This is a genomic window from Pseudomonas serbica (assembly GCF_028823535.1).
Classification (GTDB): domain Bacteria; phylum Pseudomonadota; class Gammaproteobacteria; order Pseudomonadales; family Pseudomonadaceae; genus Aquipseudomonas; species Aquipseudomonas serbica.
Map to the genome: position 1 here is coordinate 235,678 of NZ_JAQIYM010000008.1, position 16,228 is coordinate 251,905.

General features: G+C 56.8%; 15 protein-coding genes. 8 read left to right on the plus strand and 7 right to left on the minus strand.

The window, feature by feature from the left end; all coding sequences use genetic code 11:
• The first annotated feature begins 9 nt into the window (after positions 1-9).
• Positions 10-522 (plus strand): 3-isopropylmalate dehydratase small subunit, encoded by a 513-nt coding sequence (locus NQL71_RS15160; protein ID WP_274642941.1) that lies wholly within the window; start codon positions 10-12, stop codon positions 520-522.
• A gap of 26 nt (positions 523-548) precedes the next feature.
• On the plus strand, positions 549-1,409 hold the full coding sequence (locus tag NQL71_RS15165; RefSeq protein WP_274642942.1) for an isocitrate lyase/PEP mutase family protein: 861 nt from the start codon (positions 549-551) through the stop codon (positions 1,407-1,409).
• Positions 1,410-1,716: 307 nt separating this feature from the next.
• Here the strand turns inward: NQL71_RS15165 and NQL71_RS15170 are convergent, their stop codons facing one another.
• The 7 genes from NQL71_RS15170 to NQL71_RS15200 all read right to left on the minus strand — a co-directional run bounded on the left by NQL71_RS15170 (position 1,717) and on the right by NQL71_RS15200 (position 7,615).
• Positions 1,717-3,018 (minus strand): MSMEG_0569 family flavin-dependent oxidoreductase, encoded by a 1,302-nt coding sequence (locus NQL71_RS15170; protein ID WP_274642943.1) that lies wholly within the window; start codon positions 3,016-3,018, stop codon positions 1,717-1,719.
• A 51-nt stretch (positions 3,019-3,069) separates the two neighbouring features.
• Positions 3,070-3,405 (minus strand): MSMEG_0570 family nitrogen starvation response protein, encoded by a 336-nt coding sequence (locus NQL71_RS15175; RefSeq protein WP_274642944.1) that lies wholly within the window; start codon positions 3,403-3,405, stop codon positions 3,070-3,072.
• 1 nt (position 3,406) lies between these two features.
• Complete coding sequence (locus tag NQL71_RS15180) at positions 3,407-4,438, minus strand: sll0787 family AIR synthase-like protein (RefSeq protein ID WP_274642945.1); 1,032 nt, start codon at positions 4,436-4,438, stop codon at positions 3,407-3,409.
• Complete coding sequence (locus NQL71_RS15185; protein ID WP_274642946.1) at positions 4,431-4,991, minus strand: MSMEG_0567/Sll0786 family nitrogen starvation N-acetyltransferase; 561 nt, start codon at positions 4,989-4,991, stop codon at positions 4,431-4,433. Before NQL71_RS15185 ends, NQL71_RS15180 begins: the two co-directional genes overlap by 8 nt.
• 14 nt (positions 4,992-5,005) lie before the next feature.
• A complete protein-coding gene (locus NQL71_RS15190; RefSeq protein WP_274642947.1) occupies positions 5,006-6,088 on the minus strand; it encodes an MSMEG_0568 family radical SAM protein in 1,083 nt (360 codons plus the stop codon).
• Positions 6,075-7,052, minus strand: a complete 978-nt coding sequence (locus NQL71_RS15195; RefSeq protein WP_274642948.1) for a Nit6803 family nitrilase — start codon at positions 7,050-7,052, stop codon at positions 6,075-6,077. The genes NQL71_RS15190 and NQL71_RS15195 overlap by 14 nt, the downstream gene beginning before the upstream one ends.
• A gap of 80 nt (positions 7,053-7,132) precedes the next feature.
• Positions 7,133-7,615 carry an MSMEG_0572/Sll0783 family nitrogen starvation response protein gene (locus NQL71_RS15200; RefSeq protein WP_007969977.1) on the minus strand — a complete coding sequence of 161 codons (483 nt, stop codon included), beginning with the start codon at positions 7,613-7,615 and terminating at the stop codon, positions 7,133-7,135.
• Positions 7,616-7,857: 242 nt separating this feature from the next.
• Between NQL71_RS15200 and NQL71_RS15205 the strand changes: the two genes are divergently transcribed.
• From NQL71_RS15205 to NQL71_RS15230, 6 genes are all read left to right on the plus strand, one after another.
• Positions 7,858-9,759 carry a sigma 54-interacting transcriptional regulator gene (locus NQL71_RS15205; RefSeq protein ID WP_274642949.1) on the plus strand — a complete coding sequence of 634 codons (1,902 nt, stop codon included), beginning with the start codon at positions 7,858-7,860 and terminating at the stop codon, positions 9,757-9,759.
• A gap of 254 nt (positions 9,760-10,013) precedes the next feature.
• Positions 10,014-10,883, plus strand: coding sequence for a Pnap_2097 family protein (locus NQL71_RS15210; RefSeq protein ID WP_274642950.1), 870 nt, complete (start codon positions 10,014-10,016; stop codon positions 10,881-10,883).
• Positions 10,880-13,081: a methylmalonyl-CoA mutase gene (gene scpA / locus NQL71_RS15215; protein WP_274642951.1), complete on the plus strand. Its 2,202-nt coding sequence runs from the start codon at positions 10,880-10,882 to the stop codon at positions 13,079-13,081. Before NQL71_RS15210 ends, scpA begins: the two co-directional genes overlap by 4 nt.
• 423 nt (positions 13,082-13,504) lie before the next feature.
• Positions 13,505-14,452 carry a D-2-hydroxyacid dehydrogenase family protein gene (locus NQL71_RS15220; RefSeq protein ID WP_274642952.1) on the plus strand — a complete coding sequence of 316 codons (948 nt, stop codon included), beginning with the start codon at positions 13,505-13,507 and terminating at the stop codon, positions 14,450-14,452.
• Positions 14,453-14,520: 68 nt separating this feature from the next.
• Positions 14,521-15,807 carry an SLC13 family permease gene (locus NQL71_RS15225; protein WP_274642953.1) on the plus strand — a complete coding sequence of 429 codons (1,287 nt, stop codon included), beginning with the start codon at positions 14,521-14,523 and terminating at the stop codon, positions 15,805-15,807.
• Between the two features lie 155 nt (positions 15,808-15,962).
• Positions 15,963-16,226, plus strand: coding sequence for a DUF2790 domain-containing protein (locus NQL71_RS15230; RefSeq protein ID WP_274642954.1), 264 nt, complete (start codon positions 15,963-15,965; stop codon positions 16,224-16,226).
• Positions 16,227-16,228 lie beyond the last annotated feature (2 nt).

Here is a 16,228-nt window from a genome sequence, read left to right on the forward strand (position 1 = left end):
GGATTCGTCATGAGTTTGGTCAATTTGCGCGGCCGCGTCGCCTATGTATTTGAAGAAGAAAACTTCGATATCGATCAAATCGTCGGCGTCAAAAACATCCGGATAAGCGATGCCGAGGTGTTGGCCAAGGTGGCCATGAACGCTTACGACGAGCACTTTGCCGAGCGAGTGCGGCCGGGTGATCTATTAGTCGGCGCAGCCAATTTCGGCTACGGCCATCCGCACTATCCGCCAATGATAGCCATGCGCAATCTGGGCATAACAGCCGTCATCGCAGAATCTTTTTCCCCGGGTTACTGGTGGGGCGAAATGGCCGAAGGCTTCGCACAAATCGAGTGCCCGGGTATCACCCGACTGGTGAGCCGCTGGGATGAAATAGAAGTGGATTGGAAAGAGCGCCGGGTCATCAATCTCAGTCGAGGCACTGAACTGACTTTCAAGCCATTCAGTGCCTCGGATTTATTGGTTCTCGAGGCTGGCGGGCTCATTCCTTACCTCAAGCTGAAACATCAATGCCCCTAGCGCCGTCCTTTTTCAGGAGAGTTGAAATGCATGCAAAGAAAGGCTTTTACCCGCTGACCGAGGCTTTCTGCGGTCCAAAGGCGTTAGTGATACCTGGGGCCTATGATGCCTTGAGCGCCATGCTCGTCCAGGCGGCAGGTTACCCGGCAGTCTACGTTGGCAGCTATGCAACAGCCGCAGCCGGATTCGGACTTGCCGACGTCGGCGTGTTGACGCTCGAGGAATTGGCCCGTCATGCCAAGTCTGTCAGTAGCGCCGTCAGCGTGCCGGTGATTGCCGATGCCGAGGGCGGTTTTTTCGACCCTGCCAATATCTGGCGAACAGTACGGGCGTTTGAAGAGGCTGGCGTGTCGGCCATTCACATTGAAGATCATGCTGGTGGAAAACACACGGATCTGGAACAAAAGCTGGTTCCACTTGAATTGATGCTACAGCGCCTGCAAGCAGCCTTGGATGCTCGACGCAACCCTGAGTTCTTGATCATTGCTCGAACTGACGCCATCTGGGCCACGCATGACGTCGACGAATGCGTCGAACGTTTAAAAGCATTCGCCAGTATCGGGATCACCCACTTTTTTGCCAACGGTGCAGATCCTGCGACCCTGCGGGAAATCAAACAGAAAGTTCCCGGCAAGTACATCGTGATCAATCTACCCTGCGTTCGTCATCGTGATGAATGGGACGGCGCAGCGGATCTAGTCATTGATTACGGCTTCTGCCTGCTGGCAGTGACCAAGGCGCTTCAAGTTGCGCTGAAACAATACAAGAGCGATCCGGATGCGGATCGATCGGACCTTCTTCTCGAAGACTTCGAAACCTTCGAACGTCGTTTGGGATATGCCGATTTCACCGAACGCGCCCTGCGTTATAAGAGCAATAAAAGCTGATTGCCCCTTACACCATCGCACTTGTCCCTTCCGATGGTTGACACTGTCGGAAGGGTTGGATTTTCCTCCCGGAGCGCTCATGAACCCGATGGCGTATCTAGTACTCTGCCTACAACTGCTGACGCCGCCCCATGCTGCTCGTCCTCCGGAAATCGTGATGGATACGAGAACGATGCTGCCTTGGGCGGGCTTCGGTCATCCTCCAGATCCCCAGCACACGGATGCACGATAAACTTTGTTTCAGCCATCCACGGAGCTAGAAGCAAACGCCTCTGGCCTGCTCACACACGCCAGAGGATTTGGTGGCCTACCCCGCCACTGAACGTCGTTTGCGTGAGGTGCCTTCAAGCGCTCCTTCGATAATGTGCTGTACCAGGTACTCTGCGTCCCGCGCTACACCCGAGAAACGTCCTGATCCCCAGGTGTACAACCACGGCAATCCAAGAAAGTACAAACCAGACTGTGCCGTCACTCCGCGTTGATGGCCAGGATGGCCACGCCCATTGAAGACCGGCGCCTCGACCCAAGTGAAATCCGGACTGAAGCCAATACACCAGATGATGCTGGTGATGCCCTCGCTCACCAGATCCAGCTCGCTACGCTCCTGCACGGGGACCCAACTCGGCTGGTAGCGCTCGCCAGGAGGCGCATCAATCCCCTGTTGCTCGATGTACTTGTCGATCGAGCCATTGATCCGGTTGTACACCGCATCGGCATTGTCCAGATTCTCGGTCAGGTTGTTGGCGAATTGCAGGCGCGTGCCTTGCAAGCCGTCGAGCCGACCGAACAGCTCCATGCCTTCGCGGGCAAAGTTGCGCAGGTCAATATCACGGCCACCATCGCGACCGGTCACGTAGTGGTTGGTGTTATCGCGCACGCCTTCACGCAACGGATGGGTATCAACGCCAATCTCGTAGTAACCCATTTCCGCCAGCCAGTCGACCACGTCCTTGCCCCGGTAGAAACGTGCGCAACGTGGCGCATCTCCGACAGCCAGATAGACTTTGCGCCCGGCCAGGTGCAAGTCCTCGGCGATTTGCGCACCCGACTGCCCGGAGCCAACGACCAGCACATTGCCGACGGGCAAGGCCTGCGGATTGCGGTATTGCTCGGAGTGAAGCTGATGAATGCCCGCCGGCAAGCGTTCGGCCAGACGCGGGATGATCGGTGTGTGATAACCGCCCGACGCGACAATCAGCTGATCGGCGGTGAATTCGCCTTGCGAGGTATGCACCTCGAAACCACCTTGGGTACGAGGCACTACGCGCTGGACCGTGACACCTTCACGGGCCGGAGCATTGACCGATTTGACGAATCCGGCCAAGTATTCGTTGATCTCGTCCTTCTTCATGAACCCATGAGGATCGCTGCCGTTGAAGCCGTCTGTGTAACTGTAGCCCGGCAATGCGCATTGCCAGTTGGGCGTCACCAGACTGAAGGCATCCCAGCGCTGATTGCGCCAGGTGTGGGTCAGGCTGTGTTTTTCCAGGACCAGATGATCGATGCCCTGCTGTTGCAGGTAGTAGCTGGCGGATAACCCGGCCTGACCGCCGCCGACGACGATCACGCTGTGGTGTGGAGTTTTGATTGAAGTGAGGTGGCTGGTCATGGTGTGCTCCGGTCCTGGGTAACGAAAAGGGTTAAGGGAAAAATCGATGAATCAGAATGAGCTCCAGCCCGCGCCGATCACTTGGCCTGCGCCTTCGGTGCGCATGCTGAGAATGTCCACCTGGCCCTCTGCGAGTGCCGGGTCGATCAGGTAGCTGGCCTGGCCCTTGAGCGAACTCAAGGTGTCCATCGCCGAACTGCAATAGAAACCCTTGACCTGCTTGACCCGTTCCGAGGCATTGACCAATGCGCTTTCGATGCGTTGCAGAAAGTCTGTCAGCGGGTAACTGGCACCCTCCTCCAGGTATTGATAGATCACGGTCGAAGGCGAATAACCGGTCGATTCCCGGCCATTGGGCCAGCGGATCGTGAAATTGACGGCGGGCATGTCAGTGCTCCTGTTGATTAAGTTTTAAAGCGGTCAGATCGAGATGGGGATAGCTGAAGCCGGTGAAGGGCTGCTCGCGCAGGTTCCAGAAGTCGCCGTGTTGTGCGCCGGACTGCACACGCAACGTGCCACTGGCGTTGACCTGGCCAATGCGTTCGCAGCGCACGCCTTCAAAGGCAAAAGCGCTCTGCACTTGCGGCCAGTGACGCTCATCCAGCGTCATCAAAAAGCCATAGCTGGGAAACACCTGAAGCCAGCGAGCGAGGTCGGCATCCGCAGGACAGGGCAGCGCAGATAAATCGACTGTCGCCCCGCAGCCGGTGGTTTCCAGCAACATCAACAGGCTGCCGAGGACACCGGCGTTGCTGATGTCTTTGGCCGCGTGCAGCCGCTCGGCTTCGGCCAGGCGCGGCAGCACGTCGAGCTTGCTGCGCAAGCGTTCGGCGGGTATGCCTTCGAAGGCTTTCCAGTACGTGCTGTCGGCATGCCAACGCCCTTCAAGGTCCACCGCCATGGCGATGATCTGGCCGGGACCGACATGCAAGGTCGACAGTATTTTTCGGGCGATGCCGGTAATGGCCACCGCCAGCGCAGCCGGATTACCCGCGGTGAGGCTGGTGTGCCCACCGGCCAGTAGCAATCCGTAGGCTTCACACGCTGCGCGAATGCCTGCCAGCAATTGCTGCGCGGCCGCTTCGTCGTGATGCCAATAAGCGTTGACCACCGCCGTGGCGCGACCGCCCATGGCGGTGATGTCGCTAACATTGGCCATGACAGCTGACCACCCGGCAAACCACGGTGCCGCCTCGACGAAGTCCGGCAACATGCCTTCGATGGCCAGCAGCTGAAAATGATCGCCACAGGCAATCGCTGCCGTGTCATCGCCGGGCAAAGCGTAAAGTTGCTCGCGGGTCAGCGCTTGTGTTGTGCTGCCGATAACGGCTGCAGGTTGCTGGATAGCCTGTTTAGCGCGCATCGCCGGCGTAGTGCGCACGCTGTCGAGCAGCGCCGCCAAATCAAATAATTCAGTCATGGCGAGCCACCTTCAGCGCACGCAATGAGACCTGACGCGGCATCAACGGGTAGCTCGGCAAATCCGCCTGCATCAAGCAATGAGGCTGCCCGAGCAACTCCAGCGGTTCGAGGGTTTGCCAGCGCAGCCCATGAAAATAGACTTCGTTCTGCGCCTGCACGGTCGCGCGGAAAACCTCGCAGCCCAGTTCCTTGGCCCGTGACACTGCTTCGTTGACCAACGCCTTGCCAATCATGCTGTGCCGCCGATACGCCGGCGCGACACACAAGCGCCCGCCAAACCATAGACCCGGCTCTGGCTGGTAGATGCGCACCGCGCCCACCACCTGATCGGCGATGCCGCAATTGCCGGCCAGGGCGACGATGGCGATCGCCTGAAAATCATGGCTGTCCTTGTCCTGCACCAGCAGTTGTTGCTCATCGGAAAACACCGAGCGTCGCAGGGCGAAATAGGCCTGTTTTTCCCAGTATTCGTTGGCGGGCTTGACCACGAGTTCACCGGCGCGAAACGGTTCGAAGGTGCTGTCGACCAAGGCAAAGGCGAGATTCGGCATGGGTGTTCTCCGGCTTATTCGTAGCTTTTCAGAGCCGAGCACGCACCGCATTTGGCGCAGCCGGCGTTGATCTGATCGGAGTGCAAACCGTGACGACGCAGGCTGGCACCGATTTGCGGATAGAGTCTGGCCATCATTGCGCTGTCGGGTTTTGGGTGAGTGGCCAATGGGGTGCCATCGATGGGTACGAATGGCACCACGAACGGGTACACACCCAGCGCGCACAAGCGCTCGCTCATCTCACTGATCGCCGCTTCGCTGTCGCCCAGGCCGGCGAGGATGTAGGTGCTGACCTGGCCCCGGCCGAAGACGTCGACCGCCGCGCTGAAGGCATCGAAATAGCGGCTCAGCGGCACTTCGGCCTTGCCCGGCATGATCCGTTGGCGCACTTCGTCGGTGACTGCTTCCAGGTGCATGCCGAGCGACACTACGCCGCTGTCGGCCAAGCGTTGGAACCAGCGATCGTCGTCCGGCGGCTCACACTGGGCTTGAATCGGTAGAGCGACCGCAGCCGTCACCGCAGCGGCAGACTCACACAGAATTGCCGCGCCACGGTCCGGGGTTTGTGGCGTGCCGGTAGTCATCACCATGTGCTTGACGCCGTCGAGCTCCACTGCGGCTTTCGCCACTTCTGCCAATTGCTGCGGGCGTTTTCGGGCAATGGTTTTGCCCGCTGCCAGTGACTGGCCGATGGCGCAGAACTGGCAGGAACTGCCGCGGTCATTGAAGCGAATGCAGTGCTGTAACACAGTGGTCGCCAGAACATCGCTGCTGTGCAGCGTGGCGATTTTCCAATAGGGAATGCCGTCGGCGGTGCTCAAACCGTAGAACTTCGGCACGCCGGGCATCTGCACCTGGCCGACTTGCAAGCCTTCGCGGAAGATCAGCGCCTGACTGCCATCAGCCGTGGGTTGCGCCTGATAGGGCGAATCCTGGGACGCCTGGTTGAGGATCGGCACCATCATGGTCCGGCTGCCGAACGTCAGCGCCTTGTGGTCTGACGGGCCTGCACCGCCTTGTCGAGACAGGCCGTTTTGCGCCGCTGGCCAACGCACTCCATGGCATTGCAGCTCGGCGAGTAATTCATTGGTTTGCATGATCGAGCTCCTCGGTGGCCACCGCCACCACGTGCGCGCTGCGTTCATGCACATGCGCCGTGGGTGTGCGGTCGATCAACAGGCTGAGCAGTTCCGGACGGCTGTAATGCCCGACCGAATCCATCATCCGTTTACGCTTGTCGATCAGTGCCAAATCAAGATCGGCGATCACCACGCCTTCGCCGGAGCGCAGCGTTTCACCGAGCAATTTGCCTTCGGGAGAGACGATGGCGGTAAAGCAACCTCCCGAGATCGGACCGAGGCCGCAACCGGTGTCCTGCATGATCTGGCCCTGCTGATCGGCATCCAGCCAAGCGGTGGCGTTAACCACGAAACAGCCGGATTCCAGGGCGTGATGGCGGATGGTGACTTCGATCTGCTCGGCGAAAATATCGCCTACCAAGGAACCGGGAAACATCGCTGCGTGTATCTGCTCGCCGTCGGCCATCAAGGCATAACGGGCCAGTGGGTTGTAATGTTCCCAACAGGCCAGGGAGCCGATGCGCCCGACGGCGCTGTCGATGGCACGCAGACCAGAACCATCGCCCTGCCCCCAGACCATGCGTTCGTGGTAGGTCGGGGTGATTTTGCGTCGATGCTGAATCAGGCTACCGTCGGCATCGAAGAGCAATTGCGCGTTGTAGATCGTGCCGCCATCGCGCTCGTTGACGCCGATGGAGACGACCATTCCTGCTTGTTTGCAGGCCTCACCGATCGCCAGTGTGGCGGCGGACGGCACGGTGACCGATTGATCGAGCAATTTGAGGTGCTGTGCGCCCATGGCAAACGCCGGCTGCACAAACGAAAAATACGGGTAGTAAGGCACCACCGTTTCCGGGAACACGGCGAACTGCACGCCTTGTCGACCGAGGGCGATGATCTGTTGGCAGACCTTGTCCACGGTGCCTTCGCGGCTGTAAAGCACCGGGCTGATCTGTACGGCGGCTGCGCGAATAATGGCCATGATGGGTCCTGAGGTCAGTAGTGTTCGGAAGATCGTCCTGTGGGAGCTGGCTTGCCGGCTCCCTACAGGGTGTTGGTGAATCAGGCAGTCCAGGTATCGATGATCATTGCGCCTTCACGGCGCATCAGCAGGCGCAGGTCCATCACGTCCAGCGGGTTGATCGGGCGGATGCCTTCGATCAGGGCTTTTTCGGTCTGGCCGTACAACGCTTGCAGGGCGAATCGGCAGGCATAGACTTCGCCGCCCTCTTCCATGAATTGAATGAGTTGCTTGTTCACCGCCAGATGACCAGGGAACGCTTCAGCGCCCAGGGTCGGAAAACCGCGCTGCACGCCCAGTTGCACGCCTGGCCCGTACAGCAGGATTTTGGTTTCGAAGCCTTTGCGCAGCAGACGCTTGGCCTGAAGCATATTGACCAGGCCGATGGAGCCCTCGAAGGCGATGGTGTGGAAGGTAATCAGGACTTTTTCGCCGGGTTCGGCCTTGATGTCTTCGAAGACTTTCTCTTCGTAATTGACTAGGAAGTCGCCGTCTTTGTAATGGGGGATGTCCACGGTTGGCATAGTGTCGCTCTCCAGTTGCTTCGTGCTTGAACGCCAGCCTGTGTTGGCTGCCGGGTTACAGGAGAGAGAGCGAATGCCGTGCCAGGAAATAAAATTATTTTCCGTGCAGTGGTAAGTGATTGATTAGGTTACGAATGACAATCTGATCCGGTTTTCTATTGCGTATCTGATGCTATCGGTGAATCACGCATTCCCGTAGAAATACGAATATTCGTAGCGGCCAATCACGAGACTTCGTAGCCATGACCGAAACAGACTCTCTCAACGGCTGGGCCGATCTGGCCTATTCGTCTCGGCACATGGTGTTTGAGCATTGCGCCGAAGCCATCGCGCTGCTCAATCCGTTTTCCGATCGACTGGGCGACTTGAATATTGCCGCCTGCAAGTTGCTCGGTTACCCGCGCCAGGAACTGCTCGAACTGCCGGTGAGCAAGCTGTTTGGCCATCAACTAGCGGACCTGATCGTGTTCACCCAGGCGGTGATGGACAAAGGTCGTGGCTGGACCGAAGAACTGAGCTGCAATTGCAAGAGCGGCGAACGCATCGAGCTGGAACTCTCCGCCACCACCTTGCAGATCAAGGGCGAGGAACAACTGATTCTGGTGATGCGCGAGCTGAGCCATGAGAAATATCAGCGTGACCAGGCCCATACCGAGCGCACCATGCGCGGCGGGCTGATCGAGTGGCGCAACATTCTCAACCTGTTCCAGGAAAGTGAACGCGATAACCAGCTGTTGCTCAGCTCCGTGGGCGACGGCATCTACAGCATCAACAGCGAGGGACTGGCCACTTTCGTCAACCCGGCCGGCGCGCGCATGCTGGGCTGGGAGCCGCATGACATGATCGGCAAGAACATCCATCGCATTCACCACCACACCCATGCCGATGGCAGCCATTACCCGGTTGAAGAGTGCCCGATCTACAAAGCCGTGCGTGACGGCGTGGTTCACGAAGGACGGCAGGAAGTGTTCTGGCGCCGTGACGGCAGTTCGTTCCCGGTGGAGTTCACCAGCACCCCGGTGATTTCCGACGGCCGAATCGTCGGTGCGGTGGTGGTGTTTCGCGACATCACTGAGCGGCGCAGCACCGAAACCCAACTGCAAAATGCCCTGGATGAACTCAAGGTCCTCAAGGAGCGGCTCGAAGAGCAAAACGCTTATTTGCAGGAAGAAATTCACATCGAACACAACTTCCGCGAAATCGTCGGCCAAAGCGAGCCGATCTGCAAAATCATCAGGCAGATCGACGTGGTCGCCCCCACCGATGCCAGCGTGTTGATCAACGGCGAGTCGGGTACGGGAAAAGAGCTGATCGCTCGCGCCATCCATCAGGCCAGCCGTCGTAATGCCAGCCCGCTGATCCGCGTCAATTGCGCGGCGATTCCTGCCGAATTGTTCGAAAGCGAATTCTTTGGGCACATTCGCGGTGCCTTTACCGGCGCTGTGCGAGATCGCGTCGGGCGCTTTGAACTGGCCGATGGCGGTACGCTGTTTCTCGACGAAATCGGCGAAATCCCGCTGGAGCTGCAAAGTAAACTGCTCCGGGTTTTGCAGGAAGGCCAGTTCGAACGGGTCGGCGAAGAACGGACCCGCAAGGTCGATGTGCGGATCATTGCCGCGACCAATCGCGATCTGCGCCAGGAAGTTGCTGCGAAGCACTTTCGCGAAGACTTGTATTTCCGGCTCAACGTTTTCCCGATCCAGTCTCCGGCGCTGCGTGAACGTCCGATTGATATTGCTCCCCTGGCGGCGCACTTCCTAAAGCAGACTGGCAAGCGCCTGAACATGCCAGGGCGGCGCTTGCGTAACAGCGATATCGAGCGGCTGCAAAGCTACTCCTGGCCGGGGAATATTCGCGAACTGCAAAACGTCATTGAGCGCGCGCTGATCACCTCCGTCGGGGCGGATCTGAACCTGGACTTGCCCGACGAACCTAAAACCACCGTCACCCAAAAACCTTCCCTCTCGTCCCAGATCATGACTGACGCGCAGATTCGGGAACTTGAGCGCAACAACATGCAGGCCGCGCTCAAGGCCTCCGACGGCAAACTGTTTGGAAAAGGTGGCGCAGCCGAACTGCTGGGCCTGAAACCCACGACCTTGGCGTCGAGGTTCAAGCGCCTGGAAATCAAGTTGGAGCACTGATTCGATCGTGGGCATGGTTTGGCACCTGACCACGCAATCTCGTAATAGCCTCTACGAAAATTCGTTATTTCCACGCAATTACGTAATTCCTGCGACGCCATCAGCGATGCCAAGGCGTATCGGACACTAAAAATTAATATTTATTATCAGATAGTTAGCGATTAGCTTGAAACCATCAACGTGCTGGCACGACCTTCGCTTCTGAGCACTGCAACCGATAAGCCAAACGGGCCATCGATAACAGCAGATCCAGGATGCCTACCATGCCGACAACCTCTGCTTTCACCGTCTCACGTTCAGAAACCTACCTGGCTTCGATGCCCAACCTGGCCTTCACCGGTCTGTCGGAAAACTGGTTATTGAAAGAATGCGGGCATCAACATTGGCTCGCACTGGCCCAACTGCATGATCGGCCTCTGCCTGATTTCGTCGATGAGCAAGGGCGCATCGCCTATGCCGCGTTCACCGCAGTCAAAACGTGGAATTTACAGCTGGAAGCCATCATCGAGAATCGCTCGTTCCAGATTCATACGCGGATCGGGCGTGGTGGGCAGGCCCGGCATTACAGCGAACATGAGGTTAGACTGGGCGATCGACTTGTGGGGCAACTGGCATTGCTGTCCACCTTTGTGAGCCGTCACATACCGGGCGATAATCGCAGTGTCAGCAAAGCATGTTTGAACGGCACTCAAGTACCCGCGACCCCGCTACCTGAGGCGTTGCAAGCACTGCACGCCGACCATCGTCGAATACACAGCGACGACTGGCGCAGTCATTTCGGCATTGACCGTCAATCAACCGAGACGCGTGTGTTTGATTTTACGCCCTGCCCTGACATCGACTTCAACGGTGCCGACCTTCTGTACTTCGCCAACTTTCAGGCCCTGGTCGAACGTGCGGAATGGGCCCTTTTGGGATTGCGCCGCCCCGGCCACATTCGTCAACGCGAGCTGCACTTCTACGGTAACCTCAATATAAGCGACAGCGTGCAGCTCAGACTGCACACCGGCCAGTCAGGTCATCGAGAGTTGCACTGGTGTGAAGTGTATCGACGCAGCGATCTCTTCAAGCTGGCTGACATTTTCACCCGGAAAATCCACCTCTCCGATTGCAGCCGACCATGAGCCATCCTCCTCTCTGGCGGCCGGAAGGCCTGCGACTCAAGCCGGTGTACCACGGCAGTGACCTGGACGGTCTCGAGCACCTGCACAGCCTTCCCGGCAAAGCGCCTTTTGTGCGTGGCCCCTATTCGAGCATGTACCCGGAAAAACCTTGGACCGTGCGCCAGTACACCGGATTCGCGAGTGCCGACGCCAGCAATCAGCGTCTGCGGCAACGTCTGTCCGAGGGCGCAACGGGTATATCACTGGCCTTCGATTTGCCGACCCATCGCGGTTACGACTCAAGTGATCTGCAATGGCAGGCGGATGTCGGCAAGACTGGTGTCGCCATCGATAGCGTCGAGGACATGGCCGAACTGCTAGAGGGCATTGCTCTGGACCAGGTGTCGGTGTCACTTACCATGAACGGCGCAGTGCTGCCGGTGTTGGCAGCGTTCATCGTTGCCGCCGAAGAATCCGGCGTCGCTGCGACTCAACTCAGCGGCACGATCCAGAACGATATTCTCAAAGAGTTCACGGTACGCAACACCTACATTTTTTCGCCACAATCCTCAATGCGCATTACCACGGACGTGATCGGCTACTTGAACGAACACGTGCCGCGCTTCAACCCGATTTCGGTGTCCGGCTATCACTTTCAGGAGGCCGGTGCGGATGCGGTGCTGGAGCTGGCATTGACCTTGGTCAACGCCAGGACCTATGCCGAGGAGGTGCAAAAAAGCGGGCTGGACCTGCAAAGTTTTTGTGAACGAATCAGTTTCTTTTTCGGCATCGGCAGCGACTTTTTCACCGAAATCGCCAAGTGTCGCGCGGCCCGTCTGCTCTGGTCTGAAATCACCCAGGCCCTGAACGTGCAGAGTGAAAAAGGCCGGGCACTGCGCATGCACTGCCAGACCTCAGGCTGGTCGCTCTGTGCTCAGGATCCGCTCAACAATGTTACGCGCACCACCGTCCAGGCCATGGCCGCGGTATTTGGCGGTACACAGTCTCTACACACCAATGCCTGGGACGAAGCCTTGGCCTTGCCCAGTGAGGCGTCGTCCAGGTTGGCCAGCAATACCCAGCATATCCTGCAGCAGGAAACCGGACTTTGTGATGTAGTCGATCCGTGGGCGGGGTCCTACATGATGGAATCCCTGACGGCGCAAATAGCTGTGCAGGTTCGCCAACGGATGGCAGAAATTGATGCCCAGGGCGGGGTGTTCCAGTCGATAGCGTCCGGTTGGATCAGTCAGGCCATCCACCTTCAAGCCTTAGCCACCCAGGTCCGACTTGATCGTGGAATACAACGGCGTGTTGCTGCAAGTGAGCAAGCGCTCGCGGCGCCAGAGTCAGCGTCTGCGTCAGCCGTGGACAGCCAGGCACTGCGCGACCGACAGTGCCGACGCCTTAATCGCTTACGCCTGACTCGCGACACTGCTCGGGTTCAAATTCTTCTGGATTCGATCACTGAGTGCGCTCGCTCCGGTCAGGGCAACCTGCTGCAGGAGACCATCGCTGCCATCCGGGCGCGGGCGACCCTCGGCGAATGCACCCAGGCCCTGGAAAAGGTATGGCCACGCTTCCGGCAGGACCTGAGCTTTCATGCAGACTTTTACGGTCCCTCTGTGAGTGACCACCCGGGTTGGGCGCAGGTAGGTGCGCGCCTCTCGACCTTTGTCGCGCACCAGGCTCGGCCGCCGAGAATTCTACTAACCAAACTAGGCCAGGACGGACATGACCGCGGTATTCGGCTCATTGCTGCGGCGCTTGCCGATGCCGGCTTCGAAGTGCGCCTTTTGCCCTTGTTTCAAACACCGATTCAGTTACTGGATTCCTTGGATGAAGAAAACCAAGTGGACCTGATCGGGATTTCGAGCCTGGCGGGGGGGCACCAAGAATTACTCACTGAACTGTTGAGCTTGTTGAAAAAATGTGAACTCGACATATCGGTAATCGTGGGGGGAATCATTCCAGAGGCCGATGCGCGTCAGTTGCTGGACCTTGGGGTCAAGGCCTGTTTCGGTGCAGGACAGGAAATGATTGAAATTATTCAACAGATGGTCGATTTGCTCGTTCCCCCTCATTCGCAGCTCGGCACATCAAATCAACCCCACTCTGAGGAACCGTTAATGTTCCATACTCCGTCAGTAACGCCACGTGACTGCGATTGGTGTAACTCACTCACCGTAAACGATGATAGGGAACCGTCAATTCAATAATGCGCCCCTGTGGGGAACACAACGAGAGCTGTTGTGGATCAATTATCGCGAAACATCATTTGCCGACGACGCTACATAGATTATAGATATGAATTCACTACTCGAAATAGACGCTGCGGCGCCGACAGGTATTACTATATTTGTCACTGACATCACCATCACAATAAATCATCTGTGATATCACCGCCGCACGCTTTTATAGTGCAGAAACAAACAATTTCTTATCACCAATTCATTGACTAGTTCACATCGAGACAATGTGATGACCCGATAGTTTATAACGCATTAGTCATTAAGCTACGTTGTTGATTTTTTCTCAACCGAAAGCGGCCAAAAACTCCGTTGCCTGTATTGGTCAAGCTAATTATTTTGGACAACAGATCACTGTCCGGTTCAACTCCTAATAATAAGAGGAAGATGAAAATGCGTATCGCCGTCCTTAACGATATTCACAATGCCTACGAAAATACCGCAGGCATCAGCCGACTGCGTGAACACGCACAGGTCAAAATCTTCACCGATCCCCTTAGTGGGCCCGGCGATCTGAAAGGCTACGATGCGGTCATCGCCAATCGTGAGCGCACTTTGTTTACTGCCGAGTTCATGGAACAAGTACCGGAACTTCGCATCATCGCTCAAACCGGTAATCACGCTTACCACATCGATCTTGAGGCCGCGCAGCGGCTTGGTATCGTGATTGCCAAGGCGACTGGAGGATTCTGCACCAGTGCAGGCGAGTTCACGTTCGGATTGATGATGGCCTTGATGAGAGAAATCCCATGGGTCGACAGCGCCGTCAAACGCGGTGAATGGCCAACGCCTATGACTCGGGTCCTGCGCGGCAAAACGCTGGGCATTGTGGGTATGGGTAACATCGGTCGTTACGTATCACAGGTTGCCCAAGTATTCGGCATGAATGTCGTAGCGTGGGGGCCGAGGCTGACGGCGGAAGACGCTGCGGCGGTTGGAGCCCAGGCATTGGAACTGGATGAGCTGATGAGACAGTCCGATATTGTTTCGGTACATGCCACGTTGGCTCCAGAATCCCGCGGGTTGATTGATGCGCGCCGCCTGGCCCTGATGAAACCATCCGCCTACATCATCAACACTGCGCGCGGCCCGATTATCGATGAAGACGCTCTTGTGCGAACTCTTGCGGAGGGACGGATCGCTGGCGCTGCACTGGATGTGTTCGATCAGGAGCCCTTGCCAGAGGGGCACGCCTTGACCGGTCTTTCGAACGTCATTCTGACATCCCATATCGGCTGGCCAACCGATGAGATGTATGCACAGTTCGCTGACGCCGCAGCTGATGCACTGCTGGGTTGGAAAAAGGGTATTGATGTCCCACGCTTCCTGCCTCATCACTGATCACTTCGAAATTCCCCCAGGGCCGATTGGCCCTGGTCTACAACAAGAATAAAAAAGAGGTGGCTTCGATGCTGACCCTATTGATTTTATTAGCGATCCTGGCATCCATCGGTGTCGGCTACTGGCTTAACGTGAACACTGGGCTATTGGCGATAGTATTCGCCTATCTCCTTAGCGTCACTACCCCCGGTACGACCCTGAACGAATTGATCTCCCTTTGGCCTACCAAACTGTTTTTAATTATTTTTGGAGTCACGTTCTTCTTCGGCTTTGCCATCGCTAACGGCACGCTTGAGCAAATTGCAAATCGAGTGGTCTATGCTACACGCAATCGCCCAGCGGCTATTCCCTTTGCCTTATATGGATTGGTGATGCTGATTTCTGGCGTAGGGCCGGGACACTACGCTGTATTTGTTTTTCTCTCCCCGCTGGTTATGGCAGTTGCGAGCAAGACTGGTATGAGTCGACTGCTAGGCGCTGTGATCGTCGTATGCGGAGGAATGGCCACCACATTCAACAGCATTAGTCTCGGAGGTCGAGTAACTCAGGGGATATTCGAACAAATGGGCTTCGATACCGCAACTTCTGAACTTTTCACCCACCAGTTGCTACTGGACTCACTAATTGTACAAACCGTTCTTTTTGTTGCGGCCTACGTATTGTTGCAAGGCTACAAGACCCGATGCCTGGTGGCGGATGCACCGTCCCCGTTAGATGAAGTACAACGTAAAACAGTGGTTTTGGTACTCGTCATATTGGGGTTGGTCATCGTGCCGAGCCTTCTGGCAGCGATCATTCCAGGGCAGGGTCTACTCGCAACTGTCAGAACCGCTCTAGATCCAACGTTTATCTCATTGCTAGGCGTAGTCCTGGCGCTGATTTTCAAAATCGGAGATGAACGCACTGCCTTGGCCAAGGTGCCGTGGTCGATCATCGTGTTGCTGTGTGGCATGGGGATGCTTATCTCCGTCGCGACGCGCGCCGGCACCATCGATGCTTTATCTCAATGGCTGGGATTACACGTAGGATTCAATTCAGTGGTTTACGCCACGGGTATTTGTGCGGGGATCATGAGCTTTTTCTCAAGTACGCTGGGCGTTGTCATGCCAACGTTATATCCAATCGTCCCAGGCCTGGCCACAAAGACTGGTGTTAGTCCAACGGTGCTGTTTTCCGTGATTACTTCGTGCGCAATCATGACCGGTTTCTCACCATTCTCTTCAGCAGGTGCCATGGCGCTGGCAGGGGTACAAGAAGAAGCCGAACGCAGTCGACTCTTCTACCAACTCTTCATGGTTCCGCTGTTGGGTGTAGCGGTCGTATTCACATTGGCATTCTTGAGCGTGCTGGGCTGAGTGATTGCCCAGGTGCGGTTTGCTTGAGCGAAAATGCATAGAACGTGTGCGTAGCTGGGGAATTTCAAGCATAGAGATGTTTCAACAGAATGATCACAAGCCAACCAAATGAGGCTGGCGATATAGGTTAACAACGTGACTTCTGGAGAAACATCATGAAATTTACCTACACAATGGGCGCCGTCGTAATAGCAACGATCAGCGCTTTTGCTCATGCAGATCAAGACAGCGTGCACCCCCCAGCTATCCCTTATAACTACACGATGAATCTCGACGTTGCCGAGGTGATTGCAATGGATGAGCCTGATCCAGCAGATTGCCGAGTGGTCGAGGCGTACATGACCTACAGTACGACCGAAGGTAGCCTGCAACGCATCAGTTATCGGAAATTTGCTCAATCGTGCAACTCTCAGAACTGATG